Here is a 24,985-nt window from a genome sequence, read left to right on the forward strand (position 1 = left end):
AAAGGGCATCCAGTAAGGGCTCGGATCAAAAGTAATACAGCAGCAGGTTGGCGAGCAGCATCAACATCACCCACAAGGACATGCTCCCGGTGGGCCAGGACCGCAGCAGGAACCCACCTGGCAACTGCTGACGCAATAAGCTGTCGCTGATCCGGGATTTAGCCTTAGCGATGTAGCGGCCAAGCAGAGTCATCACGCCATTGATGCTGGCACCGAGTGACCGGATCAGCCGCGGCCCGGCGCTACGCCACAACCAGTCGACATCCAAGGTGATGGTCGGGGTGCGCTTAAGGTAGCTGAGCATGACAAAAAAGGCCAGGCCGGAGAACAGCAACAACTGCAACTGTGTGAGGACATGTGCGGCGGTGTATGGCACGTAATCGACCACGTACGGCAACATGGCATACAGCGGCTCGGGCCAGACACCAAGCCCGATACACAAGGCAGCAAAAATAACCATGGCCCAGCGCATGGACGCCGGCGGATCCGGCGGCCGCAAACCACTGTCTTTCTGGAAAAACACAAACCACGGAAACTTGATGCCGGCATGGAGAAACACACCGGCTGATGCCGCGCTGAGGAACAACCAAACCAGTTGCATATGCCCATCCACCGCCGCCTGGGTCACCATGGACTTGGAGATGAATCCTGAGGTCAACGGAAAAGACGAAATCGCCAGCGCCCCAATGGTGCCGCAGATCGTCGTCAGCGGCATGCTGTGAAACAGGCCACCGAGCTCAGAGCATTTGCGTTTACCAGTCGCCGACAACACGGCACCGGCCGACATCAACAACAGCGCCTTGTAGATGATGTGGCTGAAGGCGTGGGCCGCAGCGCCGTTGAGCGCCATCTCGGTACCAATGCCGATCCCGGTCACCATAAAACCGACCTGGTTGACGATCGAATACGCCAGGATGCGGCGCATATCGTTCTCCAGCAGCGCATAGACGATGCCGTAAAAGATCATGAAGATGCCAACCGGAATCAGGATATCAGCGCCGGCAAATCCGCGCATCAGCACATACACCGCCGTTTTGGTGGTGAAGGCCGACAAAAACACCGTACCGCTCCAGGATGCCTCGGGGTAGGCGTCAGGCAGCCACGCCGAGAATGGCGCTGCGCCCGCGTTGATCAAGAAGCCCGCCAGCACCAGCCAATGTGCCCAGGAATCGAGCGCCATGGCAACAAAGTCCACCGAGCCGGTCTGGGTGATGTGTCCTGTGATTCCGGCAAACAACACCACCCCACCGGCCAGATGGATCGCCACATAGCGCCGACTCGCCGCCCAGGCACCCGGGGTGCCCGCGCTCCAGATCACCAGCGTCGAGCCCACGGCCATCAGCTCCCAATACACAAAAACACTGACCAGATCCCCCGCCAGTGCCACCCCGACCGCCGAACCCGCGTAGATGAACGCTGCCGGCACCTCCAGTCGGCTGGTCTGGCCTAAAGCAAACAGGCCACCGACCGCTGCCATCAGAATAAAAATGGTGGCAAACAGGCGGGACAGTTTGTCAACGACCAGCGGTGCCAGCGTGTAATCCAGCCAGGGCAGCTGCCACAAACGGCCTTCTGGCAGCATCCACAAAACGAGCAGCGCGATGCTCGGCAAAACCACCGTTGCTACCTGCCGGAGGGTTCCACGCAACATTGGCAGCAACAACCCGGTGGCCAGCAGGATCAGGCCAGGATGCAGGTAGAAGCCTTCAGTCATGGTGCGCATCACCCTCGTAATGGGTGTCCGGGCGCTTGAGCAACAAGCCCAACAGTTTGGCACCCATAATCATCAACAGACAGGTGATAAACCCATAGGCTGCGTTGAACCCCATCCAGTGCTCGATTTCGAAGTGCGGATGCAGCTCGATAAACAGCTCAGCCACCACGGTCAATGCCAGTACCAGCAGGAAGCCGCGCCAAAGTTTCTGGATGTTTTGGGGCTTGTCCAGCCAGTGTTCGTGGTTCATGGTGTTGCAAGCAGTTGGTGCGCCAGGGCAAGCGGCACGTCCGGAAAGAAAAACAGTGCCAGGGTGGCTGCAGCGGTAAAACTCAGCGCGATCACGATGGGCCAGGGTGCCTCTCCGTGAGGATGCGTCAGGTCGTGCGCTGACAAGGGCCTTAAAAAAGCCCGGTAAATGACCGGCAGGAAATACGCCGAGTTCAGCAGCGTGCTCAGCAGGATCACCCCCAACGCCACCCACTGGCCTTGCGCCATGGCGCCAGACACCAGGTACCACTTGCTGACAAAACCGGCGGCAGGCGGCAGGCCAATCATCGACATCGCACCAATGGCAAAGGCGGTCATGGTCCACGGCATACGACGCCCGATGCCGTCGAGCTGGCTCACCTCGGTCTTGTGGGCTGCGGTATAGATGGAACCAGCCGCAAAAAACAAGGTGATCTTGCCCAGTGCGTGGGCAGCGATGTGCAACACCGCGGCCACAATGGACAGTGGTGCCAAGATGGCCACGGCCAGCACAATGTAAGAGAGTTGACTGACCGTTGAATACGCCAGACGCCGCTTGAGGTTGTCAGCACGCAGCGCCACCACCGATGCCGCCACAATGGTGAAACCAGCCACTGCAATCAGCCAGTCTGTGTTACCAGCCAGTTGCTCCAGACCAAAAACATAGATCGCCACTTTCACCACTGTGAACACACCGGCCTTGACCACTGCGACCGCGTGCAACAAGGCTGACACCGGCGTAGGCGCCACCATGGCCGCTGGCAGCCAGCGGTGAAAGGGCATCAGCGCAGCCTTGCCAATGCCGAACATGAACAAGGCCAGCAACACCGTGATTTCACTGCTGCTCAGGTTGTCGGGCAGGATGCCACCCACCCTGAAATCGGTAGTCCCAGCCACATGCCAGGTGTAAATGACCGCTGGCAGCAGAAACACGATGGACGTCCCCATCAAAATGCCCAGATAGGTTCGCCCCCCTTGGCGAGCCTTATCGTTGCCAGCGTGCGTGACCAACGGGTATGTCACCAGCGTCAGGACTTCATAGAACAGAAACAGCGTGAACAGGTTGGCGGCAAACGCAATCGCCAGCGCTGAGGCAATCGCCAACGCAAAACAGACATAGAACCGGGTTTGATGTTGCTCCCGGTTGCCGCGCATGTAGCCGATCGAGTAGACCGAGTTCACAATCCACAAGCCTGAGGCAATCAGCGCAAACATTAGGCCCAAGGGTTCCACCCGAAACGCCACCGGCAAGCCCGGCAGCGGCTCCAATAGCCGCCAGTAGGGACGCTCACCCGCCAGAACCGGTGTCAGCAACTGCACCACACACAACGCGAGCAGCACCGCCGTCACCAGGGTCACCGTTTCGCGCAGATTGGGCCGCGAACCGGACACCGAGATACCCAGCGCACCCACAAGCGGTAAAACCAGCGACAAAAGAATCAGCGTTTGCAGGTTCATGCTGACCTCAAACCCCCGCCTTGAACAGGAACTGGGCTGCTTGCTGGGCCGAACCCAGGGTCAGTGAGGTATCCAGCCCCATCCATACGGTCAGAAAAACCAGCAGCCAGGCGGGAATCAGCATCGAAAGGGGTGCTTCACTGCGCACAGACGCACCCGCGGGAGGTGCCTGCAGATAGGCGGTTTCGACAAACCGCCAGACGTAAGCCACCGCCAGCAGCGAACTCAGCACAATGGCCCCCACCAGCCAGAACTGTCCCGCTTCAAGGGCCGCTTTGATCAGCATCCATTTGCTGACAAATCCGGCCGTTCCGGGCACCCCTATCAGGCTTAAACCCGCCAACACAATGCCGAAACAGGTCAGAGGCATACGTCGGGCCAGCCCATTCAGTCGCTCAAACGTTGGGCTCAAGGGGCTTTGCTGCGACCCCGCCAGCCCCAGAACCACGCCGCCAATCAAAAGGAAAATCGCGCCCTTGGTGACACCGTGGTTGACCAGATGCACGATCGATGCGGACAGGCCGGTGATGGAGTCAAACGACAAACCAAGCGTGATGTAGCCAATTTGCCCCACACTGGAATAGGCAAACAGGCGTTTCAGATTGCTCTGGAAAATGGCGATGAAGTTGGCAGCAAACATCGCCAGCAGTGACAAACCCAGCATGATCTGCGCCAACGGCAGCTTGTGGAACACCATGCTTTCACCAAACACGCTGAAATAGAACCGGATCAGCACGTAGATCGACACCTTGGTGGCGGTGGCCGCTAAAAACGCCGTCACACCAGAAGGTGCGTAGGTGTAGGCGTTGGGCAACCACTGGTGCAAGGGAAACAAGGCGAGCTTGAGTGACACGCCGACTGTCAAAAATGCCAGCGCCGCCAGCACGGGCCGGGTGTTTTGTACCCCGGCCAGACGTGTCGCCATGTCAGCCAGGTTCAGGGTTCCGGTCATCAGGTACAAGAACCCGATGCCGATCACGATAAACGTCGCACCGATGCTGCCCATGATCAGGTAACGGTAAGACGCCGCCAGAGCGCGCCGGTCCTTGCCCAACGCTATCAACACATAGGTTGATAGTGAAGAGATTTCAAGAAACACGAAGATATTGAAAGCATCCCCGGTGATGGTGATGCCCAGCAGACCCGCCACACACAAACCAAACATGGCGTAATACAGATAGTGCAGGTCAGGTGCGATTTCACGCGCCACGCTGGCCCGACTCCACGGCAACACCACCGCAGCCATGCCCGAGACCAGCACCAGAACCAGACTGGACAACTTGTCCACCCGGTACTCAATTCCCCAGGGCGGTGGCCAGCTCCCAATGTGGTAAGCGATGTCACCCCCTGCCTGAACCTGCAGCCAGAGCATGATGGATGCGGCAAACGCAAACCAGGCCGCAGAAGTGACCACGCCAAACGCCAGTCCACCATGGCGCAGCAGCACTGCCAGTGGTGCCGAGATCAGCGGCACCACCACCTGTAGTGCCGGCAAATGCATGGCCCAAGTCATCGCAGCTGATCCCCCGACGGCTCAACAACCTGGTCTGCCTGGTTATCCAGCGCGGTGATATCGTCCTCCTCGATGCTGCCGTAAGCCTCGCGAATACGCACCGCCAATGCCAGCCCCAACGCCATCGTGGCCACACCCACCACAATCGCCGTCAAAATCAGCACATGGGGCAAGGGGTTGGAATACACCTTGAAAGCGGGTGAGATGATGGGTGCCGTTCCCCCCAGCAATTTGGCCGGGGCGATATAGAGCAGATAGACCGAGGTCTGAAAGATCGATAGGCCCACCAGCTTTTTGATCAGGTTGCCACGTGCCATCACAATGAACAGCCCAGCCATCATCAAAAAGATGGTGATGGCGTAACCGAAGTGGCTGAATTGACTTGGATCGAGCATGGTCACTGTTGCGGCGGTCCATCGGCATGGCCACGCGAGGCAAACATATAGAAAATCTTCAGCATGACACCGCAGACCGTCATGGCCACGCCAACCTCGACCCAGAAAATGCCACGATGCTGCCCGTGAATGGGATCGGCAGACAGCACAAAGTAGTCAAGGTAATTGCCACCGAGGAATATCCCAGCCAGACCCACGCCGGCGTAGACCAGCACGCCACACGCCAGCAGTGTTTCAACCAACCAGTCCGGCATGACCCGCCGGGTGTTGACCAGGCCAAATATCAACGCATAGAACACCATACCCGCGGCAAAAATAACCCCTGCCTGAAACCCGCCTCCAGGGCCGAAGTCGCCATGAAACTGCACGTACAAAGCGAACAACAGAATGAAGGGAATCAGCAGTTTGCCGACAATGCGCAGGATCAGGTCACTTTGCATCGCGGCTCCCGCCACGTCTGCGCAACAGCGCGATGATGCCGGCCCCGGCAGTGAACACCACGGTGGTCTCACCGAGCGTGTCGTACCCCCGGAAACTGGCCAGCACTGCCGTGACTACATTGGGTACGTCGACCTCGTTTTGCATGTAACGTGGCACCACATGGTGATGAATGGGTGCATTCGGGTCGGCAAAGTCCGGCAGGCCCAGGCCGCCGTAAATCAACAGGCCACCCGTACAAATCGAGGCGGCCAGCGGCAACCAGGGCCGATGGACCGGTCGCACTTCTTCGCTGCGGCACAAGTACAGCGCACCCAACAACAGGACGGTGGAGACACCAGCCCCCACCGAAGCCTCAGTCATGGCCACATCCACGGCGTCCATGGCCACCAGCACGGTGGCCATCAGAAAGCTGTAGATTCCCGACAGCACCACCACCGCAAACAGGCTGCGCAGCCACACCAGTACCAGCACTGTGAGTGCCATCAGGGACAGCAAGATATCGATGATCAGAGTTTCGATACCGCCTCCTGGGAGCCGCCCAATCGCGGCATAAGTTTGCGCACATAGGCGGCCCGTGCCAGGGCGTGCCCTGCGGTCGGGCTGACGAAAAAGACCAATACTCCGATCAGGATCAGCTTGACACCAATCAAGCTGAATCCGGCCTCCAGCATCAGGCCCAGCAGAATCAGCCCGACACCCAGGGTTTCAGTGACGCTGGCGGCATGCATACGGGTGTAGAAGTCCGGCATACGCAATAGACCAATACCACCCACCACACAAAACAACGCACCGGCGACCAGACAGATCGCAGCCAGCCCTTCCCGCAACCACTGCAGCGTCTCAATCATGTTGGGCCGGTTTCAATGTCGAGGGTGTGTCCAGATCAGTCATACCGAGGTCACCCTGGCGCAGGAACTTGAGCACTGCAAAGGTGCCAATGGCGTTGAGCAACCCGTAGGTCAGGGCCAGGTCGAGAAATTCGGGCCGACCGGCCAGAAATCCCAATACCGCCAGCAGCAGCATTGCGCAGGTGCCAATGGTGTTGGCAGCCTGCAAGCGGTCGAACAGGGTTGGCCCCAACGATGCCCGGATGAGCGCCAGCACCACCGTGACCAGCAGACCCAATGCTGCTGCGGCCAGCACCATCAACGCTGCTCCAGCGCATGACAGCGCCGGTCCATCTCGGTATCCGCCAACGTATCGCCCGGCTGAGCATTGAGCGCGTGCACCAGGAACCGGCCCCGCTGTGCCACCACGGTGATGGTGCCTGGTGTCAGGGTGATCGAGTTGGCGTGAATGACCAGGCCCATATCGGTCGACTGCGCGGGTGAAAACTCCAGCATTGCCGGTGCAATGGGTAACGCTGGATGCAATACACGCCAACTGACATCCAGGCCCGATCTGACGATCTCCTTGATCAGCCAGGGCATGTAAGTAAACAGCGATAGCCAGGACAGTTGCAAGGCGCTGTTGTCGCGATCGAACTCGTCCATCCGTCGGGAAAACAGCATCACGGCGATGGCACTACCCACCCCTGCCGTTACCAGAAAAGGGGTGAACATGCCCGATAACAGTAACCAGAACGAGATCAGACAGAGCAAAAATCCAAAACGGCGAAGCATGAGACGATGCTACCGATTGGTCGTGACTTTGAAAATTCGTGAACTCTCTTAAGGGAGTTGGTCTGTTCTCGGTGCTTCGTTTTGGCATCTTGACCCAGTTTTGAAGCCATCTGACCGGGCACACTACGCGAATTACTTAGGTATCTGCACGAATTACTTTTCGCCCAATGTCACAGCAAAATCAACCTCTACACAACCTGAACAAACCGATCTCTGCCATGTTGCCGAAACTGCGGCCAAGTTGGCGCGACCTTGCCATCTTGTTCTTCGGCTATGTCGCGCTGGATTGGGCCAGCTATATTCACCCGCTGCACCAGCTCAACATTACGCCATGGAATCCGGCACCGGCTCTGGGCCTGGTGTATTTGCTGCGCTTTGGTGTCCACATGGTGTTACCAATTTCCGCAGCCATTTTTTCTGCTGAGCTGTGGGTACGGGGTTTGCCCGTTGGCCTGGTACTCACCCTGGCCATTGCGATGCTCCTGACATTCAACCTCTGGGTGCTGGCCCAAGTGCTGCACCGGGCACTTGCTGGTGGCCGCATTTTTTTTGAACGGCAAGGTCTGCTACTGTGGACCATTGGCACCACGATCGGGATGCTGATCAATAGCATGCTGCTAATGGGCTTGCTGAATTTAACCGGCCACGTTCCTGACTCTGGTATGGTGGATTCGGTATTTCAGTACTGGGTGGGTGATGCCACCGGTGCCCTTGTGGCCATGCCCTTGATCTGGTCGCTGATGGATGCTGAGCGCCGCCGGGAAATGGGACGCATTGTTTTCAAGACTGATTTCCTGATCTCTCTATGCCTTGCAGGAACGGCATTGTGGGTGGCGTTTGTGCCAGGTTCAGCCGCATCGTTCAAGTACTTTTACGTCCTGTTCCTGCCGATCGCCTGGGCCGCGTCGCGTGACGGCCTTCCCGGCGCGGTGATCAGCGCCACCCTGATTCAGCTAGGACTGATTGCCGGGTTTCAATGGCTGGACATCGCCACCGTGACCGTGGTTGAAACACAGGCCCTGGCGGTTGTGATTGCCGTATTCGGCTTTTTCATTGGAGTCGTGGTCGACGAAAAGCAGCGCGTCAGCGACGAACTGCGCGAAACCCTGCGGCTGGCGGCAGCCGCCGAGATGGCAGGAGCATTGGCGCACGAGCTCAATCAGCCACTGTCAGCACTTTCGACCTACGGCGCCGCCTGCGAGACGCTGCTGGAAATGGGTGAAACCGGCGATCGCCTGCGCGAGGCAGTGCGCTGCATGAGCCGCGAATCCACACGAGCCGCGGACGTCCTGCGCCGACTGCGGGACTTCTTCCGCACCGGCTCGACGCAACTTGAACCGCTCGAACTGGCGCCACTGCTACAGCGAGCGATGGCACCCTTTCAGTTGTCCGGGTCAGTAACGTTTCATGTGGACAATTTTCCGTCCTGCTGGCTGATGGGCGACCGCTTGCAACTGGAGGTGGTATTGCGCAATGTGTTCTCCAATGCCGTGGATGCAGCCGATGGCAGCGCACCGGAAGGCAAAGCCATCCACGTCAGCGCCCTCATCGACCCGCAGTCCCACGGTGTCACGGTGGTGATCGAGGATAACGGCGCCGGTTTTGACCATGCCGGACTGTCACGCTTGTTTGCGAGTTTCCAATCCACCAAGTCCAGTGGCTTGGGGCTTGGACTGGTCATCAGCCGTGCGATCGCCGTGGCGCACGGGGGTCAGTTATGGGCCGAGGCAGCTGATCACGGCATCTTCAATTTGTATCTGCCGTTAAAAGGGGAGTCCGCGCATGCGCCATGATGGCTTGACCGTGTTTGTTGTCGAAGACGACCCTTCGGTGCGTGATGCATTGGGTTTGCTGCTGGGACTTCGGGGTTTTCCAGTGGCCTTATTCAGAGATGCAGAGAGCTTTCTGGAGGTTTACCAGCCTGATTGGGCGGGTTGCCTGTTGCTCGACATCCGGATGCCTGGCATGGACGGTTTGAGTTTGCAAGCCCAGTTACAAAGTATGGGCTGCCAGATGCCGATCATCATCATGACCGGGCACGGCGACATGGCGTCGGCGCGGCGCGCTTTTCGAGCGCACGCCCTGGATTTTCTGGAAAAACCACTGGACCATGGCTTGCTGATGGAGAGAATCGATGAAGCCATGCAGAGCCAGGCTGACCCGCGCAAAGTACCAGCCTCACCAGGCTCGCTTGGCAACAGGATCGCCGCACTGACGCCGCGTGAACGCCAGGTGATGGACCTGGTGGTGGCGGGCAACCATAACCGGGAGATCGCCGTCGAGCTGGGTATCAGTGTTCGCACGGTTGAAGTCCACAAGGCACGCATGATGGACAAGCTCCGCGTTGACGGTTTGTCGCAACTCATCAGAATGGTGATCAGCGCGGAATCCGACGGCTGACTGGCGCACACATCATAAGGCTGGGTGGTCGCGCCAGCCGTCAGTCACGCCATGCGATACAGCCAGACCGGTCTGCCATCCGGGGCCAGCAAGCGGCCATGCAAGGGCAACTCTGTGGCCTCAAACTCCAGACTCACCAGCCAGGCACCGGGTTTAAGCTCGCCACGGGCTTTGACGGCAGCGCGTAGCATGCTCTCGGGTCGCTGAAACAGGTAGACCAAATCGTAGGCTGACCAGTCGGCCTGCCAGATATCGCCCTGGCGCACCCGTGCCCACGGGCATCGCAGGGCACACAGGGCGCGCAACGGCCAGCTCCATTCCAGCCCATGCAAGCGTGCCTGCGGGTAGGCACGACGCAGTGCGATCAGGCCATCCCCCAGTCCACAGCCCGCATCTAAAATAAGAGCATTAAAGTCAATATTACATTGCGCTGTAAGCCCATCCAATGCATTTCTTGGGGTTGGAAACAGGGGTGCATCACGCCAGGCATTGAGCGGGTAGATCAGCAGCAGCAACAGCAGTGGCAACAACCAAGCCCAGGGCGGCAGCGCCAGGCTGCCCGACAGTGCCAGCGATAGCGGAAAGCCCAGCGCAATCATTATGCGACGCCACCAACTGTCGCCCAGCAGGCTCGCCAACACCCCCAGTGAACACGCCAGCGTGAGCGCCAACCAGTGACTGCCACCCTGCTGCAGGCTCAGGCGAAACAGGCCCCAGGCCGCCGCCCAGACCAGCACCGCAGGCAGTGGCCAGCGCAGACGGCTCAGCATCGTGCCAGGTCACCAACGACGCAGATTGTTTACCACTTGACGCGCACGCTGTAGGTCAGCACGGTCTTGCCACCGGCTGGCAGCTCGACATTCCAGACGTTGACACGGGCGGATTCCTTGCTGCTCTTGATGGACTCCTGCACCACCTCCCAGTCACCGGGCAGTGGCTCCACCACCCGCACCGTCACCGCTTCGTCCTTAGCATTGCGCAACTCGACCTGGTAGGCGGTCTCAATCAGGTTGTCAGCCAGTTTCTTATAGCTGGTCTGCTTGCGATCGGCCGTGATGTCAAACGCCTCGCCCAGTTTGAGCCGCACGTTCTCGTTCTTGGCGGTGTGGCTGATGCGGTCCTCGCCCACAAACTGCGCCGCCCCTTTGCTATCTTTGGCGTAGACCCGCACCACCCCGGCCGGCAGCGGTTTGCCCAGCTGCGCACCCTTGTTGTCAAAGCTGATGAACACCTGGGGTTTGAGCTTCTGGCCCAGCTCGCCAAAGCGGTCGCGGTAGTAGTACTCGCCGCCCGGCAAGACATATTCGCGCTTGACCGCAATGTCACTGGCCGACAGCAGCGCCAACTGTTTGGTCTGGTTTTCGGCCACCGAAGTGGGGCGCTCAAAGCTGTACAGGTGGTAGTCCATCAGCGACTCTTGCGCCACTGACTCGGCCACCTTGGCGCGTGGTGCCGGGGCCGGCATCGCAGCCATCATGGCCTGTGGCGGGCGCACCCGGTTGACGTTGCCCGCGACCAGCTGCAGGGTGGCATCGGTGTAGGCGCTGCCACTGTTGTTGGTCAGCGTGACCCAGCCCGACAGGTTCATCTGCTTGCCATCTGCCGAGAGGTTGCTCACATAGTCGGCGCGCCAGGACAGTCCACCCGTCAGGTAAGACAGTTCGACCGACTGCTCGCCACCGGCAGCCTCCAGCAGCACCGACAAGGTGGGCCGGTCACGCAGATTGGCTGGCACACTGTCAAACACGATGCGACCCGGCACCCCCGCTTCAATACGGTTGGCAAAACGCAGCACCGTGCCCCCGTTGGTGGCCAGGACAGTGGCTTTTTCGCTCGTCTCTGCGCCGGTGGTGGGGTGGGTTCGCAGCACGGTGACTTCGCGCCCGACATACTTTTCAAGCAACTTGGCGGGCGTGAGCAGGTCAAAGTCAAAGTTCTGTTCCACCAGCGTGATGGGTGAGCCACTGACGGCGCGCAGCAGGGCGGTCTCGGGGCGCATTTTGGCCGACACCTCGCGCAGGCTGAGCCAGGATGGCCCGGCCGGCAGATTGATTTTGCGCTGTTCCTTGACCAGCGCCAGGTCGTCGTTGTAAACCGTGATCGCCATGCCCTGGCGCTGCGCCGCCCCGGACACCAAAGTGGGGGGCACCTGCGCCACCGCGGCACCGCTGAGTGCCATGGCACCGACCAGACCGAAAATGTGTTTCATGCTTGCCTTTGCGTAGAGAGTTGGGAAAACCCGGTTGTGGCGATTCAGTTGCGGGTGCTGCGCAACTTGTCGATCAGGCCGTTGAGCTCGTCGAGTGAGGCAAAACCAATGCTGAGCTCACCCACGTCTTCCAGCCGTCCGGCGCGTTTGATGCGTTTTTTGACCCGCACCTCCACCGTGGCAGTGAGCAGGTCAGACAGCTCTTCTTCGACACGCTTGAGGTCGCGGGACTTCTCTTTCTTGGGCTTGGTTGCCACCAGCGAGAACTCGGCACCCAGTTTTTTGACCAGGCTCTCGGCTTCGCGCACCGACATTTTTTTGGCGACGATCTGGTTGGCAGCGGTGATCTGAGTGGCCCGATCGAGTGCCAGCAGCGCCCGGGCATGGCCCATGTCGACATCACCGGCCATCAGCATGGTCTGCACCGGCTCGGCCAGATTGAGCAGGCGCAGCAGGTTGCTGGCGGCACTGCGGCTGCGACCCACCGCTTGCGCAGCTGTTTCGTGCGTCAACCCAAAGTCCTTGATCAGGCGCTGCAGCCCCTGCGCTTCTTCGAGCGGATTGAGGTCTTCGCGCTGGATGTTCTCGATCAGCGCCATGGCGGCCGCTGACTCATTGGGCACATCCCGCACGAGGACCGGCACACTGTCGAGCCCGGCAAGTTTTGCTGCGCGAAAACGCCGTTCACCCGCGATGATTTCATACAGTGCGCGCACCGCGCCACCACTGGGTGCCTCGGGGTTGAGCTGGGCACGTTTCAACTCGGCATCGGCGTCACTCAGGCGGCGCACCAGAATGGGTTGCATGATGCCCTGTACCTTGATGGATTCGGCCAGTTCGTACAACGCACCCTCGTCCATGCGGGTGCGTGGCTGATACTGGCCGGGCACCAGGTCGGACAGCAGCAGTGTGGACGGTGCCGCCTGCTCACCCAGGCCACCACCACTGCCACCCGCGCCCGGCGATTCATCCACGCTGGGGCCAAGCAGGGCTTCCAGCCCGCGGCCCAGTCCCTTTGGTTTTTTGGTCGCCATGTGTTTCCTTCCTTAGTGTGTGATCAGGTCGCGCAGCAAGCGCTGCCCTTGTGGCCAGTCGCCCAGCCCTGAGTCCGCGTTGATATGCCCCTGCGCGCCCAGGTTGACCCGCTCGGCGCCCCAGGCACTGGCAAAAATGTCGGCACGCTCCAGGCTGCAATACGGGTCATCGCTGCTGGCCACCAGGCAACTGCGAAACGGCAGACGCTGCAACACCGGGGGCGACCAGCTCGGGAGCAGCGGTTGCAACTCCTCGCGCTGGGCATCGCCCGGCGCCACCAACAGGGCCGCCTTGACACGCCCGCATTGGCGCGAATGCGCGGCCCAGGCTGCCACCAACTGACAGCCCAGACTGTGCGCTACCAGAACCACCGGGGTCTCAATGGACAGCAAAACTTCTTCGAGCCGCGCGATCCAGTCGCCACGCAGCGGGCGCATCCAGTCGTGCTGCTCGACCCAGGTGTAACCGAATTGCTGTTGCCACAGGCTCTGCCAATGCCCGGCTCCGGAGTTCTGCCAGCCCGGCAGCAGGAGGATTTGTGATGGGTTCATGACTACAAACTCAATAGCTTTTAAGACTCGCGAAATATGGGCTAGCGGTCAATTTACCTACATTTTTTGGACACGTTCCACCATCTCGCGCGCAAAGGCCACAAACGCCTGCGCACCTTTGCTGGCGGGGTCAAACACCACCCCTGGCAAACCATAACTCGGCGCCTCGGCCAGGCGCACGTTGCGTGGAATCACCGTGTCAAACAATTGACCTTTGGCGCGGTAGCGGGCATCGAGCTCCTGGCTGACTTGTTGCTGCAAGGTGATGCGCGGATCGAACATCACCCGCAACAGACCGATGATCTTGAGCTCACGGTTGAGGTTGGCATGCACCTGTTTGATGGTGTTGACCAGATCGGCCAGACCTTCAAGCGCGAAGTACTCACACTGCATGGGCACAATCACCCCGTGTGCACAACACAGGCCGTTGAGGGTGAGCAGTGACAGGCTCGGCGGGCAGTCAATCAGCACAAAGTCATAGTCGTCGGACACCGTGGCCAAGGCGCTCTTGAGGCGTTTCTCGCGTCGCTCCAGACTCACCATTTCAACCTCGGCACCAGCGAGTTCACGGTTCGCACCCAGAATGCTGTAGCCGCACTGCGCATCCAGCAGCTTGCTGCTTTGCACACTGGCCTCTTTGATCGTGGCCGACTCCAGCAGCACATCGTAAACGCTGAGTTCAAGCTGGCGCTTGTCGATGCCCGAGCCCATGGTGGCGTTGCCCTGCGGGTCCAGGTCGACCATCAGCACCCGCTGCCCAACCTTGGCCAGTCCGGCAGCCAAATTGACGGTGGTGGTGGTTTTGCCAACGCCACCCTTTTGGTTGGCAATGCAGAAAATTTTGGCCATGGAGTCAGTCAGAAGAAGTGGTGAGCAGCAAGCGTTGTCAGGCGATGGTGTATTGTTTCACGTGAAACAGCACAAGTGTCAGTGCGACACCGCCAGCTTGATGCCGAACCCGACCAGAAACAGACCGGCGATCTTCTCAAGCCCGCGGGAAATCATCGGATTGGCGCGAACCCGCTCAGCCAAGAAATGGGTCAGCAGCACCGCGCCAAGCCCATACAGAAAGGTCAGCACGGCGATGGTTGCCGCCATGAAGCCGTAAGTGATCAGGCCCAGTTGCTGGGACGGGTCAACAAACAGCGGGAAAAACGCCATGTAAAACAGGATCGCCTTGGGATTGAGCAAGGTGATCATCAGCGCCTGCCGCAGGAAGTGGTGTGGTTTGATGTTGAGCACCGGTGCCGCACCAGGTTTGGCCAGCAGCATGTGCGCGCCAAGCCAGGCCAGGTAGGCGGCACCCAGCCATTGGACGGCGTTGAACGCATCGGGATAGGCAGTCAATAAAGCCGCCACACCCGCCACGGCCGACCACATCAGCACCTGATCACCAAAAATCACGCCAAAAGTAGCCGCCAGACCACCCCGGATACCCCCCTTGCCGGTGGAGGTGATCAATGCCAGATTGCCTGGCCCGGGTATTGCCAGAAAAACAATGACGGTAATGACAAAAGTGCCGTAGTCGGTGACGCCAAGCATGGTGTTTCCTGATTGAAGCTGGATAGTGGTTTGAGGCGCGGGAAGGCGCTGAGTTTACGTGAGGCAACGCCGGGCCAGCGTGATTGGCCCACGCGCTTGGCTACCAGGGAGAAATCAGCCGCGCAAGAACAGTCCTCGCAGGCCACGCCAGGACAGCAGGCTGTCGGGTTGCCGACGCTCCGCCAGAATATCCGACAGTGCCCGCAGGATGCGAGGGCTGCGTTGGGCACGCCAGATCACCAGATTGAGCAGCCAGGGGTGTTGGTTGAAACTTGCTGCTTTGCGGTACATCCGAAACTGCGGCAACAAGGCGGCCAGGCGTTCTGCATGGCCGGTCTGCACCGCGTCGTCTTCACCAGCATTCCCATCATCCTGCCACGCGACTTGCTGCACCAGAACCTCGGCACAGGCGATGCCGGTTTCCAGGGACTTGCCAATGCCTTCACCGCTGAACGCATAGGTCGCACCGGCAGCATCACCCGCCAGCAGCACTCCGGGGCGACTCCACTGCGCCCCGTCCAGGTTGCAACGCAGGGGCGCACCAGCCGGTTTGCCCACCAGCTCTCCCTCGGCCAGCAACCGCGCTGCGACCGGGTCGACGCGCTGAAAATCGGCCAGCATGGTGCGCAGGTTCTTGCGCGCGGGCGGCTGCTGATGTGTGGCCGGATCAGCAGGCTTGCCGGCGGGGAAGGTGCCGACCCCGATGTTATAGGTGTGATGCGGACCCGGGAATATCCAGCCGTAGCCGCCCTTGAGCTCCGAATGCCAGACAAAACGCATACCGGGCAGATCATCGGCCAAGCTCGGGTGGCGCACGTAGCTGCGCATCGCCATGCTGGAGGCAGCACGCCGCTGGCAAAGGCCCAGCAGTTCCAGACTGTCGGTGGCCGCACCGGTGGCCAGCACCAGCCAGCGCGCACGGATATCACGTGTACAACCCTCTGACCGCAAAGATGCACCGACGACGCGACCGTCGATCGACAAAAGTGGTGCCACAAAACGGGCGGGTGCAAACATCCGGGCACCGGCAAGCACGGCCGAGCGGCACAGGATGGCATCGAGTTCCCGCCGGGGAATCACGGCCAGTTCACCCGGCACATCGATGCTGCGGCCACTGGGCGCCACACAACGGGCAGCACCGACAACCTGAGCATGAGCCAACACCTCATCAAGTACACCCAGGCGGCGCAACGCCGCATGGGTGTCGGGCACCAACCCGTCACCACAGGTCTTGTCACGCGGGAAAGCCCTGGCATCCACCTGCACCACCTGCACGCCAGACTGCGCCAGCAGCTTGGCACAGGCACTGCCTGCCGGACCGCAGCCAATCACCAGCACATCGCAGCGAGGCGGCAACTGCTGCAGTGGCTGGTTCCAGTCACCAGGCGCGTCGGGCACGGTGTGCACTCCTTGACCCGTCAGGCTTGCGCACGTCGCATCCACACCAGACAACGCTCGGCATCAAGTTGTGGTACCTTGAGTTGTTCCACGTGAAACACGTCTACCGTTTGAGGCAAGGCGGCAAGCTCATCAGCGGGGTTCTTGCCTTTCATGGCCATCCAGATGCCGCGCGGCGCAAGCGCTGCCACCGACCAGGACGTGAAGTCCGCCAGTGACGCAAACGCCCTGGCACTGATGATGTCGTAGGGCTCGACAATTTGCTCCACCCGCCTGTGCAGACCACGCAAATTGGGCAAACGCAGCGCTGCCGCGACTTGCTGGATGAAGGCCGCTTTCTTGGCAACCGTATCCACGCAATGCACCTGGATGTGCGGACAACAAATGGCGATCACCACACCCGGCAGCCCCGCACCGGAACCCACATCCAACAAACGCAAGCTCCGGGTCGCGGCATCTGCTGATCGATCCGCGCCCGTCGCTGACTGCAACCGTGACGTCAGTGGCCCAATGACCGCCAGGCTATCGAGCAGGTGATGGCTCAGCATCTCCGACGCGTCACGCACTGCCGTGAGGTTGTAGACCTTGGTCCACTTTTGAATCAAGGCCAGGTAGTCAAGCAGGCACGCAATCTGAGCATCACTCAGTGCCAGGCCAAGGTCACCCAGACCCTGGCGCAAGGCGCGGTCCAGACCGGTGTTCACGTCTGCCCTTCTTTGCCCTCGGCCACAAATCCCTTGAGCCTGGACTTCTTGAGGTGGATCAGCAACAACGAGATGGTGGCTGGTGTGATGCCCGAAAGACGCGATGCATGACCCAGTGTCTCCGGCTTGTGCCGATTGAGCTTTTGCCGCGCCTCAAAACTCAGTGCACTCACCTGCATGTAATCCAGATCCTGCGGCAACCGGAGGTTTTCATAGTGGGCCGCCCGACCCACATCGGACTTTTGCCGGTCGATGTAACCCGAGTACTTGGCAGCAATTTCCACCTGCTCGATCACCGACAAAGCCAGCAAATCGGTGTCAGTCAAACCTGCTGTTTCACGTGAAACATGGGCAGGCAACTCCACCGCGGCGTGTTTGCCACCATCGAGCGACATCAAGCTGGCGTAACTCACATCCGGGCGTCGCAGCAAATCGGCCAGGTTGTACTCATGCTCAATGGCCTTGCCCAGTACACGCTCCGACTCTGATGCATCCAGATTTTTCGGGCTGACCCAGATCGAACGCAAGCGCTCTGTTTCACGTGAAACCGCATCGCGCTTGCGGTTGAACGCGTCCCAACGCACATCGTCGATCAGACCCAACTGACGCCCTGCATCGGTCAGCCGTGCGTCGGCATTGTCTTCGCGCAACTGCAAGCGAAACTCGGCCCGGCTGGTGAACATGCGGTACGGCTCAGTCACCCCTTTGGTGATCAGGTCATCCACCATCACACCCAGGTAAGCCACATCACGCGCCGGCAACCAAGCCTCGCCGTCATAGCTGACGCTTCCTGCCGCACTGTCCCCCGCCACACCGCCACCCCCCATCGCGCGCACCTGCAAGGCGGCGTTGATACCGGCAAACAAACCCTGCGCTGCCGCCTCTTCGTAACCGGTGGTACCGTTGATCTGGCCAGCAAAAAACAGCCCGCCCAGTGCGCGCGTCTCAAAGTTGCTGCGCAACTGTTGCGGGTCAAAATAATCGTATTCAATGGCGTAACCCGGGCGCAGCAGGTGCGCATTCTCCAGCCCGGCCATGCTGCGCACCAGCTCGTACTGGATGTCAAACGGCAAGCTGGTGCTGATGCCGTTGGGGTAGTACTCGTGCGTGTTCAGGCCCTCGGGTTCGAGAAAAATCTGGTGGCTCTCCTTATCGGCAAAACGGTTGATCTTGTCCTCGACGCTGGGGCAATAGCGCGGCCCCACGCCTTCGATCTTGCCGGTGAACATCGGGCTGCGATCGAACCCGCTGCGGATGATGTCGTGCGTGCGTGCATTGGTGTGGGTGATCCAGCACGACATCTGCAGCGGGTGCTGCTGCGCCCGCCCGAGAAAACTGAACACCGGCATGCCCGGGCCACCCGCCAGTCCGCCAGGCAAACCGCCATCCGCGGGCAGTGCGGTCCCCGTCACACCATCGCCCAGTTGCTCCTGGCATTTGCTGAAGTCAATGCTGCGCCCATCGATGCGCGGCGGCGTGCCGGTTTTCAGGCGCGCCTGAGGTAGCTTGAGCTCCTTGAGCCGTGCACTCAGGCTCACCGCCGGTGGATCTCCAGCGCGCCCCGCCGGGTAATTGGCCAAACCCACGTGCACCTTGCCGTCCAGAAAGGTGCCCGCCGTCAGCACCACGGTGCTGGCCGCAAAGCGGATACCCAGTTGCGTCACCGCACCCACCACGCGGTCACCCTGCACCATCAGGTCGTCCACCGCCTGCTGAAACAGCCACAGGTTGGGCTGGTTTTCCAACCGGCGGCGGATCGCCGCCTTGTACAAGATACGGTCAGCCTGCGCCCGTGTGGCACGCACCGCCGGCCCCTTGCTAGCGTTGAGAATGCGAAACTGCACACCGCCCTCGTCGGTCGCGGCGGCCATGGCGCCACCCAGCGCGTCGACCTCCTTGACCAGATGCCCCTTGCCAATGCCGCCGATCGACGGGTTGCAGCTCATCTGCCCCAGCGTCTCGATGTTGTGGGTGAGCAGCAGTGTTTTGCAGCCCATGCGGGCAGCGGCCAGCGCGGCCTCGGTGCCAGCATGGCCACCGCCGACGACGATCACGTCAAAGTGTTGGGGATAAAGCATGCGGCCAATTTTACCGACCGTCCCAAAAACCATAGCTGGAACCACCGCTTGTCCCGGTGATCGACCCGGATCAAAGGCACAATGACAGCCTGCAGTTTTGATTCAACCTCATCAACAGGACAAGACCATGGCATCCGGAAAAATACTCGTCGCACAAGGTGGTGGCCCCACCGCCGTCATCAACCAGTCACTCGTCGGCGTGGCACTCGAAGCGCGCCGCTTTGCCCAGATTGGTCACATCTATGGTGCACTCAATGGGGTGCGCGGCATTGTGGATGAGCGTTTTGTTGACCTGACGCAGGAGACCAGTCACAACCTCGAACTGGTGGCCAACACGCCCTCGAGTGCTTTGGGCTCGACCCGCGACAAGCCTGACGCGGCCTACTGCCATGAGATTTTCAAGGTCCTGCAGGCACACCAGATCGGTCACTTCTTCTACATCGGTGGCAACGATTCGAGCGACACCGTGCGCATCGTCAGCGAGGAGGCGCAGGCAGCCAACTACCCCTTGCGCAGCATCCACATTCCCAAGACCATTGACAACGATCTGGTCGGCAGCGACCACACGCCGGGTTTTCCGTCGGCCGCACGGTTTGTGGCGCAGGCTTTTGCCGGAGCCAATCTGGACAATGCTGCCCTGCCCGGTGTTTATGTGTGTGTGGTCATGGGTCGTCACGCCGGTTTTCTGACCGCCGCCTCGGCCCTGGGCAAGAAGTTCCCCGACGACGGCCCACACCTGATCTATTTGCCCGAACGCACCTTTGTGCTTGACAAGTTTCTGGCCGACGTCAAAGCCATGTACGAGCGCCATGGCCGCTGCGTGATTGCCGTGTCGGAGGGCATTCACGACGAGTCCGGCGCGCCGATTGCCGCCCTGCTGGCCAAAGACCTGGAGCACGATGCGCACGGCAACGTGCAGCTCTCAGGCAGTGGCGCGCTGGCGGATTTGCTGTGCGAGGAAATCAAGGCCAAACTCAAGATCAAGCGCGTGCGGGGTGACACGCTGGGCTACATGCAGCGCTCGTTCATCGGATGTGTCTCTGACGTGGACCAGCGTGAAGCCCGCGAGGTGGGAGAAAAGGCGGTGCAGTTTGCCATGTGGGGCGGACAAGACGGCTCGGTGGCCATCAAGCGCACCGGGTTTTATTCGGTCGACTACGAACTGTTACCGCTGACCGCCGTGGCGGGTAAAACCCGCACCATGGAAGATCAGTTCATCTCGGCCAGCGGCACGGACGTCACCGACGCCTTCCGGCTGTACCTGCGCCCGCTGCTGGGCTCGGGCATGCCCGACGCTTTCCGCTTGCGGCACAACCCGGTGGCCAAGGTTTTACATAAGTAAATCGACCTCTAGCCCATACAATACAAGCATCTATAGCTATTGTTTTTGCGAGAGAATACGCACCATGAAACTTCTGGTCTTTGCGGGCAGCACGCGCCAACAGTCCTATAACCGGCAGTTGGCTCGCGCTGCAGCCGACATGGCGCGCTCGCAGGGTGCCGACGTCACGCTGCTGGAGCTGGGTAGCCTGGACATCCCGCTGTACAACGCCGATCTGGAAGCTCAGGGCACGCCGCCCGATGTGATCCGGCTCAAGCAGCTATTGTGGGAACATCCGGCGTGGATCATCTGCTCGCCCGAGTACAACGCTGGCATGACGGCGCTGCTCAAGAACAGTATCGACTGGGCATCCAGTCCGGTCAAAGGCAACACCGACTGGGCCGACGGACTCAAGCCCTTTGCAGGCAAGGTGGTCGGCCTGTTATCTGCATCACCCGGTGCTCTGGGGGGATTGCGCTCACTGATGACCCTGGGACCGCTGCTGTTGAACCTGCAATGCTGGGTTGCACCGAGACAATTTGCTGTGGCTGGTGCCGCACAAGCCTTTGATGCCAGCGGCCAACTGGTGTCGGCACCACAGCGCAGTGGCGTGCAGGCCGTTGTTGACCAGGTGGTCTGGGCCGGCCAGCGGTTGGCCTGAACGGTCACGTTGTCAGGTAGCGCCAATTCCGCAAGATCACCATGCCTTAACCCAAGCCGATTAAACTCAACCGATCGGCATGAACCCTGCATGTCTGTCTGTACCTTTGGCTTGATTGACTTTTCCTCAAGGAATCCCACCCATGAAGCTTTATTACTCGTCCGGTGCCTGTTCATTGGCACCCCATATCGTCCTGAAAGAATCGGGTCTGGCCTTTGAGGCCATTTCAGCGCCCACCAAAACCCACAAGCTGGCCGACGGCACGGACTACTACACCATCAACCCGCTGGGATATGTGCCGCTGCTGGTGCTCGATGATGGTCGTCAGTTGCACGAATGTGCGGTGATCATGCAGTATGTGGCCGATCAGGCGCCACAAACGCAGTTGGCGCCCGCGAACGGGAGTTTTGAGCGTTACAAACAGCAGGAGTGGCTGAACTTCATTGCCACCGAACTGCACAAAGGCTTCTCACCGCTGTTCACACCGGGTATGCCCGAGGAGGCCAAGACACTGTTCAAGACCCGCCTCATGGGACGACTGCAATGGGTGGATGGCGAGCTCAAAGGCAAGTCGTTTCTGACCGGAGACAGTTTCACCATCGCCGATGCTTACCTGTTTGTGGTGAGCGGCTGGGGTAAATTTGTCGGGCTGGATACCTCTGCCCTGGGCGAGTTGACCGCGTTTTCTGCGCGTGTGGCAACGCGCCCGGCCGTGCAGGACACTTTGCGCGCTGAAGGCTTGCTCAAGTAACTGCGTTTGTGCCCAGTGGCACCCCCATCAAGGTCTGTTCATGATTTTTGAGAAAACCAGCATCGCTGCGCGTGACACCCACCATGTCGTCGGCGCAACGGCCCATTGCTCGCCGGTGGCCGTGCCGGAATACCTGGAAAAAACCTACTGGTGGGCCTACACCCACCCCAATGCGGTGCGGGTGTTTGAACGCCAGTGGCTGGTCAACTTGATCCTGTGGGGCAATTTTTCACGTTTGCGTGACCTGGCACTGGATGAAATGGGCAAGGCCGTGCAAGGCCAGGTGCTGCAAGTGGCCTGTGTCTACGGCAACCTGACGGAACATCTGGTGCGCCGTCTTGGCCCCAAGGGTCACCTGAATGTGGTGGACGTGGCACCGGTGCAAATCAAAAACCTGCACCAGAAGCTCAACGACAAACGTCAGGTGAGCATCCTGCAACAGGACGCGTCGCAGCTGTCTTTCGACAATGCCAGCCATGACGCGGTGCTGGTGTTTTTTCTGCTGCACGAAATGCCGCTGGAAGTGCGGCGAAAAACCATTGCCGAAGCTCTGCGGGTGACCAAGCCAGGCGGCAAACTGATTTTTGTGGACTACCACAAACCGGTGGCGAGCAGCCCGTTTCGGTACCTCATGGTGCCCATTCTCAGCACGCTTGAACCCTTTGCGATGGACTTGTGGAACCACAACATCACCGACTGGCTACCCGCCGGTGGCAGCTACAGCCACATGGATCATCAAACGTACTTTGGCGGTTTGTACCAGAAGCTCGTCATCACGCGGTAGTCCAAAGCCCCGACGCGTCAGGTGCACCATGACAGGGCGCACTTCATAAGATAATCCGCCACTGTCCGCCCCTCATACACCGCTGTTTTGAACACCTCCCCGTCATTGACGCTTTCCCGGCTTGGCTGCAGCAAGGGCGGGCGTCAGCTTTTCAAAGACGTCGATTGCACCCTGCAGGCCGGGCACTGGCTGTATGTGGCTGGTGCCAATGGTGTGGGCAAGACCAGTCTGCTGCGTATGCTGTGTGGTCTGGCACCCATCGAGACCGGCGACATTCTGTGGAATCAGCAGTCGATCCACCGCCAGCGTGAGACCTATCGGCAAGACCTGTGCTACCTGGGGCATCTCAACGCGCTGCAGGAATCGATGAGTGTCGAGGAAAACCTGCGGTTCACCTGTGCGTTGGGGGGCGTCGCCGCCGATGCTCCGCAAATGCGTGAGGTGCTGGCGCGCTTTGGCCTGCGTGGTCGGTCACAACAGTTGGTGCGGCATTTGTCGCAGGGACAAAAGCGCCGTGTCGCGCTGTCGCGCCTGGTGCTCAGCAGCGCGCGCCTGTGGGTGCTTGACGAACCCTATGTCGCCATGGACGAAGGTGGCGTTCGCATGCTGGCCGACCTGATTGCCAGCCATCTGGACGATGGCGGCCTGGCAGTTTTGACCAGTCATCAGAAGGTACCGGTGGGCCAGCATCCGGCACAAATGCTTGAATTGACGCCGGCATGAACCAGGCGCTCAAGATTCTGGGTCTGGCCGATGTCATGCTGGCCGTGCTCAGGCGCGAAGTGGCGCTGGGTATGCGGCAAAAGGGCGAGGTGCTGACACCCCTGGTGTTCTTTATGGTGGTGACCAGCCTGTTCCCGCTCGGGGTAGGGGCCGAATCCAAACTGTTGCTGCGCATGGCACCCGGTGTGTTATGGGTCAGCGCCCTGCTGGCGGCGATGCTGAGTCTGCAGCGCATGTTTGCCACCGACTATGCCGATGGTTCGCTGGAGCAGATGGTGCTGTCACCCACACCGCTGGGCTTGCTGGTGCTGGCCAAGGCGCTGGCGCATTTTGTCGTGTCGGGCCTGCCGCTGGTGGCCATAGCCCCGGTGCTGGGCCTGCAGTTTGGCCTGGACGCTCGTGCTTTGGGCATCCTGATGCTGACCCTGCTGCTGGGCGCCCCCACCCTCAGCCTGATTGGCAGCATTGGTGCGGCACTGACATTGGGCGTACGAGGTGCGGGGGTATTGCTTTCTTTATTGATCCTGCCCCTCTATATTCCGGTGCTGATTTTTGGTGCCGGTGCGGTGGAAGCCGATGCTGCCGGTCTGGGTTTTGGTGGCCACCTGTCCTTGCTCAGTGCTCTGTTGGTACTCTCGCTGTTCTTTTCACCCTTTGCCACCGCTGCCGCTTTGAGGATTTCCCTGGAATGAAGAAACGTGTAATTCACTGGTTCAAGTTTGCCTCACCGCAAAACTTCTACGAACTGGCGGGCAAGTTGTGGCCCTGGTTTGCCCTGCTGGCCACGGCATTGATGCTGGTGGGCCTGTGGATCGGCCTGTTTGTGGCTCCGGTGGATGCGCAGCAGGGACAGGGTTACCGCATCATTTTTGTGCATGTGCCGGCATCTCAAATGGCCATGTTCATCTACCTGGTGATGGCCGCCTGGGCCGGCGTGGGGCTGATGTTCAATACACGGCTCTCGGGCATGATGGCCTCTGCACTGGCACCTACCGGTGCGCTATTTGCATTTTTGTCGCTGCTCACCGGTGCCTTGTGGGGAAAACCCATGTGGGGTGCCTGGTGGGTGTGGGATGCGCGACTGACCTCAACGCTGATCCTGTTGTTTCTTTATCTGGGCTTCATGGCCCTGCAGGCCAGCATCGACGATCCCAGGCGCGCCGACAAGGCTGGTGCCGTGCTGGCGCTGGTGGGTGCCGTGAATGTTCCCATCATCTATTTTTCGGTCAAATGGTGGAACACCTTGCACCAGGGTGCTTCGGTTTCACTCAAGGGCAGTTCCATGGCCAGCACCATGCTCACGGGAATGCTGGTGATGGTGGTGGCGTTCTGGATGTACGCCATTGCCATGGCGTTGCTGCGGGTTCGCAACATCATTCTTGAGCGTGAACGACATACCGAATGGGTGAAACATGCAGTGGCATAGTGCGGCAGAG

28 protein-coding genes are annotated in these 24,985 nt (G+C 60.0%); 9 read left to right on the forward strand and 19 right to left on the reverse strand.

Annotation, left to right across the window (positions count from 1 at the left end; all coding sequences use genetic code 11):
- Positions 1-25 precede the first annotated feature (25 nt).
- The 10 genes from KBF66_RS06095 to KBF66_RS06140 are packed head-to-tail and all read right to left on the reverse strand — an operon-like array spanning position 26 to position 7,392.
- Positions 26-1,714 carry a Na(+)/H(+) antiporter subunit D gene (locus KBF66_RS06095; protein ID WP_296653971.1) on the reverse strand — a complete coding sequence of 563 codons (1,689 nt, stop codon included), beginning with the start codon at positions 1,712-1,714 and terminating at the stop codon, positions 26-28.
- The gene (locus tag KBF66_RS06100) at positions 1,707-1,964 is read right to left on the reverse strand and encodes a hypothetical protein (protein ID WP_296653972.1); all 258 of its coding nucleotides are present in this window, start codon (positions 1,962-1,964) and stop codon (positions 1,707-1,709) included. Before KBF66_RS06100 ends, KBF66_RS06095 begins: the two co-directional genes overlap by 8 nt.
- Complete coding sequence (locus KBF66_RS06105; protein WP_296653979.1) at positions 1,961-3,421, reverse strand: proton-conducting transporter membrane subunit; 1,461 nt, start codon at positions 3,419-3,421, stop codon at positions 1,961-1,963. Before KBF66_RS06105 ends, KBF66_RS06100 begins: the two co-directional genes overlap by 4 nt.
- A gap of 7 nt (positions 3,422-3,428) precedes the next feature.
- Complete coding sequence (locus tag KBF66_RS06110) at positions 3,429-4,934, reverse strand: monovalent cation/H+ antiporter subunit D family protein (RefSeq protein WP_296653983.1); 1,506 nt, start codon at positions 4,932-4,934, stop codon at positions 3,429-3,431.
- The gene (locus KBF66_RS06115) at positions 4,931-5,329 is read right to left on the reverse strand and encodes a cation:proton antiporter subunit C (protein ID WP_296653986.1); all 399 of its coding nucleotides are present in this window, start codon (positions 5,327-5,329) and stop codon (positions 4,931-4,933) included. The genes KBF66_RS06110 and KBF66_RS06115 overlap by 4 nt, the downstream gene beginning before the upstream one ends.
- Positions 5,330-5,331: 2 nt before the next feature.
- Positions 5,332-5,769: a Na(+)/H(+) antiporter subunit B gene (locus KBF66_RS06120; protein ID WP_296653990.1), complete on the reverse strand. Its 438-nt coding sequence runs from the start codon at positions 5,767-5,769 to the stop codon at positions 5,332-5,334.
- A complete protein-coding gene (locus KBF66_RS06125) occupies positions 5,759-6,265 on the reverse strand; it encodes a DUF4040 domain-containing protein (protein ID WP_296653993.1) in 507 nt (168 codons plus the stop codon). The genes KBF66_RS06120 and KBF66_RS06125 overlap by 11 nt, the downstream gene beginning before the upstream one ends.
- A gap of 11 nt (positions 6,266-6,276) precedes the next feature.
- On the reverse strand, positions 6,277-6,618 hold the full coding sequence (gene mnhG, locus KBF66_RS06130; protein WP_296653998.1) for a monovalent cation/H(+) antiporter subunit G: 342 nt from the start codon (positions 6,616-6,618) through the stop codon (positions 6,277-6,279).
- Complete coding sequence (locus KBF66_RS06135) at positions 6,611-6,916, reverse strand: monovalent cation/H+ antiporter complex subunit F (RefSeq protein WP_296654000.1); 306 nt, start codon at positions 6,914-6,916, stop codon at positions 6,611-6,613. The genes mnhG and KBF66_RS06135 overlap by 8 nt, the downstream gene beginning before the upstream one ends.
- Positions 6,916-7,392 (reverse strand): Na+/H+ antiporter subunit E, encoded by a 477-nt coding sequence (locus KBF66_RS06140; RefSeq protein WP_296654004.1) that lies wholly within the window; start codon positions 7,390-7,392, stop codon positions 6,916-6,918. Before KBF66_RS06140 ends, KBF66_RS06135 begins: the two co-directional genes overlap by 1 nt.
- A 218-nt stretch (positions 7,393-7,610) precedes the next feature.
- Between KBF66_RS06140 and KBF66_RS06145 the strand changes: the two genes are divergently transcribed.
- Together KBF66_RS06145 and KBF66_RS06150 are read left to right on the forward strand one after the other, a co-directional pair.
- Complete coding sequence (locus tag KBF66_RS06145) at positions 7,611-9,185, forward strand: ATP-binding protein (protein ID WP_296654008.1); 1,575 nt, start codon at positions 7,611-7,613, stop codon at positions 9,183-9,185.
- Positions 9,175-9,792, forward strand: a complete 618-nt coding sequence (locus KBF66_RS06150) for a response regulator (protein ID WP_296654013.1) — start codon at positions 9,175-9,177, stop codon at positions 9,790-9,792. Before KBF66_RS06145 ends, KBF66_RS06150 begins: the two co-directional genes overlap by 11 nt.
- 44 nt (positions 9,793-9,836) lie before the next feature.
- Here the strand turns inward: KBF66_RS06150 and KBF66_RS06155 are convergent, their stop codons facing one another.
- From KBF66_RS06155 to KBF66_RS06195, 9 genes are all read right to left on the reverse strand, one after another.
- Positions 9,837-10,562 (reverse strand): class I SAM-dependent methyltransferase, encoded by a 726-nt coding sequence (locus KBF66_RS06155; RefSeq protein ID WP_296654019.1) that lies wholly within the window; start codon positions 10,560-10,562, stop codon positions 9,837-9,839.
- Between the two features lie 29 nt (positions 10,563-10,591).
- Positions 10,592-12,001, reverse strand: coding sequence for a DUF4139 domain-containing protein (locus KBF66_RS06160; RefSeq protein WP_296654023.1), 1,410 nt, complete (start codon positions 11,999-12,001; stop codon positions 10,592-10,594).
- 44 nt (positions 12,002-12,045) lie between these two features.
- Entirely contained in the window at positions 12,046-13,035 is a 990-nt protein-coding gene (locus KBF66_RS06165; protein WP_296654028.1) for a ParB/RepB/Spo0J family partition protein, read from the reverse strand.
- A gap of 12 nt (positions 13,036-13,047) precedes the next feature.
- Positions 13,048-13,587 carry an alpha/beta hydrolase gene (locus KBF66_RS06170; RefSeq protein WP_296654031.1) on the reverse strand — a complete coding sequence of 180 codons (540 nt, stop codon included), beginning with the start codon at positions 13,585-13,587 and terminating at the stop codon, positions 13,048-13,050.
- Positions 13,588-13,644: 57 nt separating this feature from the next.
- Positions 13,645-14,436 (reverse strand): AAA family ATPase, encoded by a 792-nt coding sequence (locus KBF66_RS06175; protein ID WP_296654034.1) that lies wholly within the window; start codon positions 14,434-14,436, stop codon positions 13,645-13,647.
- Positions 14,437-14,514: 78 nt separating this feature from the next.
- Entirely contained in the window at positions 14,515-15,129 is a 615-nt protein-coding gene (locus KBF66_RS06180; RefSeq protein WP_296654037.1) for a LysE family transporter, read from the reverse strand.
- Between the two features lie 114 nt (positions 15,130-15,243).
- A complete protein-coding gene (locus tag KBF66_RS06185) occupies positions 15,244-16,527 on the reverse strand; it encodes an NAD(P)/FAD-dependent oxidoreductase (protein ID WP_296654039.1) in 1,284 nt (427 codons plus the stop codon).
- Between the two features lie 20 nt (positions 16,528-16,547).
- On the reverse strand, positions 16,548-17,231 hold the full coding sequence (gene rsmG, locus KBF66_RS06190) for a 16S rRNA (guanine(527)-N(7))-methyltransferase RsmG (RefSeq protein WP_296654042.1): 684 nt from the start codon (positions 17,229-17,231) through the stop codon (positions 16,548-16,550).
- The gene (locus tag KBF66_RS06195) at positions 17,228-19,309 is read right to left on the reverse strand and encodes a tRNA uridine-5-carboxymethylaminomethyl(34) synthesis enzyme MnmG (protein ID WP_296654044.1); all 2,082 of its coding nucleotides are present in this window, start codon (positions 19,307-19,309) and stop codon (positions 17,228-17,230) included. Before KBF66_RS06195 ends, rsmG begins: the two co-directional genes overlap by 4 nt.
- Before the next feature lie 127 nt (positions 19,310-19,436).
- Between KBF66_RS06195 and KBF66_RS06200 the strand changes: the two genes are divergently transcribed.
- The 7 genes from KBF66_RS06200 (at position 19,437) to ccmC (ending at position 24,975) form a co-directional block, all read left to right on the forward strand.
- Positions 19,437-20,651 carry a 6-phosphofructokinase gene (locus KBF66_RS06200; protein ID WP_296654046.1) on the forward strand — a complete coding sequence of 405 codons (1,215 nt, stop codon included), beginning with the start codon at positions 19,437-19,439 and terminating at the stop codon, positions 20,649-20,651.
- A gap of 64 nt (positions 20,652-20,715) precedes the next feature.
- The gene (locus tag KBF66_RS06205) at positions 20,716-21,291 is read left to right on the forward strand and encodes an NAD(P)H-dependent oxidoreductase (protein WP_296654051.1); all 576 of its coding nucleotides are present in this window, start codon (positions 20,716-20,718) and stop codon (positions 21,289-21,291) included.
- Positions 21,292-21,433: 142 nt separating this feature from the next.
- A complete protein-coding gene (gene gstA / locus KBF66_RS06210) occupies positions 21,434-22,042 on the forward strand; it encodes a glutathione transferase GstA (protein ID WP_296654054.1) in 609 nt (202 codons plus the stop codon).
- Positions 22,043-22,082: 40 nt separating this feature from the next.
- The gene (rquA, locus tag KBF66_RS06215) at positions 22,083-22,826 is read left to right on the forward strand and encodes a rhodoquinone biosynthesis methyltransferase RquA (RefSeq protein ID WP_296654057.1); all 744 of its coding nucleotides are present in this window, start codon (positions 22,083-22,085) and stop codon (positions 22,824-22,826) included.
- Between the two features lie 87 nt (positions 22,827-22,913).
- A complete protein-coding gene (gene ccmA, locus KBF66_RS06220; RefSeq protein WP_296654064.1) occupies positions 22,914-23,549 on the forward strand; it encodes a cytochrome c biogenesis heme-transporting ATPase CcmA in 636 nt (211 codons plus the stop codon).
- Positions 23,546-24,241: a heme exporter protein CcmB gene (ccmB, locus tag KBF66_RS06225; RefSeq protein WP_296654069.1), complete on the forward strand. Its 696-nt coding sequence runs from the start codon at positions 23,546-23,548 to the stop codon at positions 24,239-24,241. Before ccmA ends, ccmB begins: the two co-directional genes overlap by 4 nt.
- Positions 24,238-24,975 (forward strand): heme ABC transporter permease CcmC, encoded by a 738-nt coding sequence (ccmC, locus tag KBF66_RS06230; protein ID WP_296654072.1) that lies wholly within the window; start codon positions 24,238-24,240, stop codon positions 24,973-24,975. Before ccmB ends, ccmC begins: the two co-directional genes overlap by 4 nt.
- The last annotated feature ends 10 nt before the right edge of the window (positions 24,976-24,985 follow it).

Source organism: Rhodoferax sp. (assembly GCF_018063565.1).
Lineage (GTDB): Bacteria > Pseudomonadota > Gammaproteobacteria > Burkholderiales > Burkholderiaceae_C > Rhodoferax.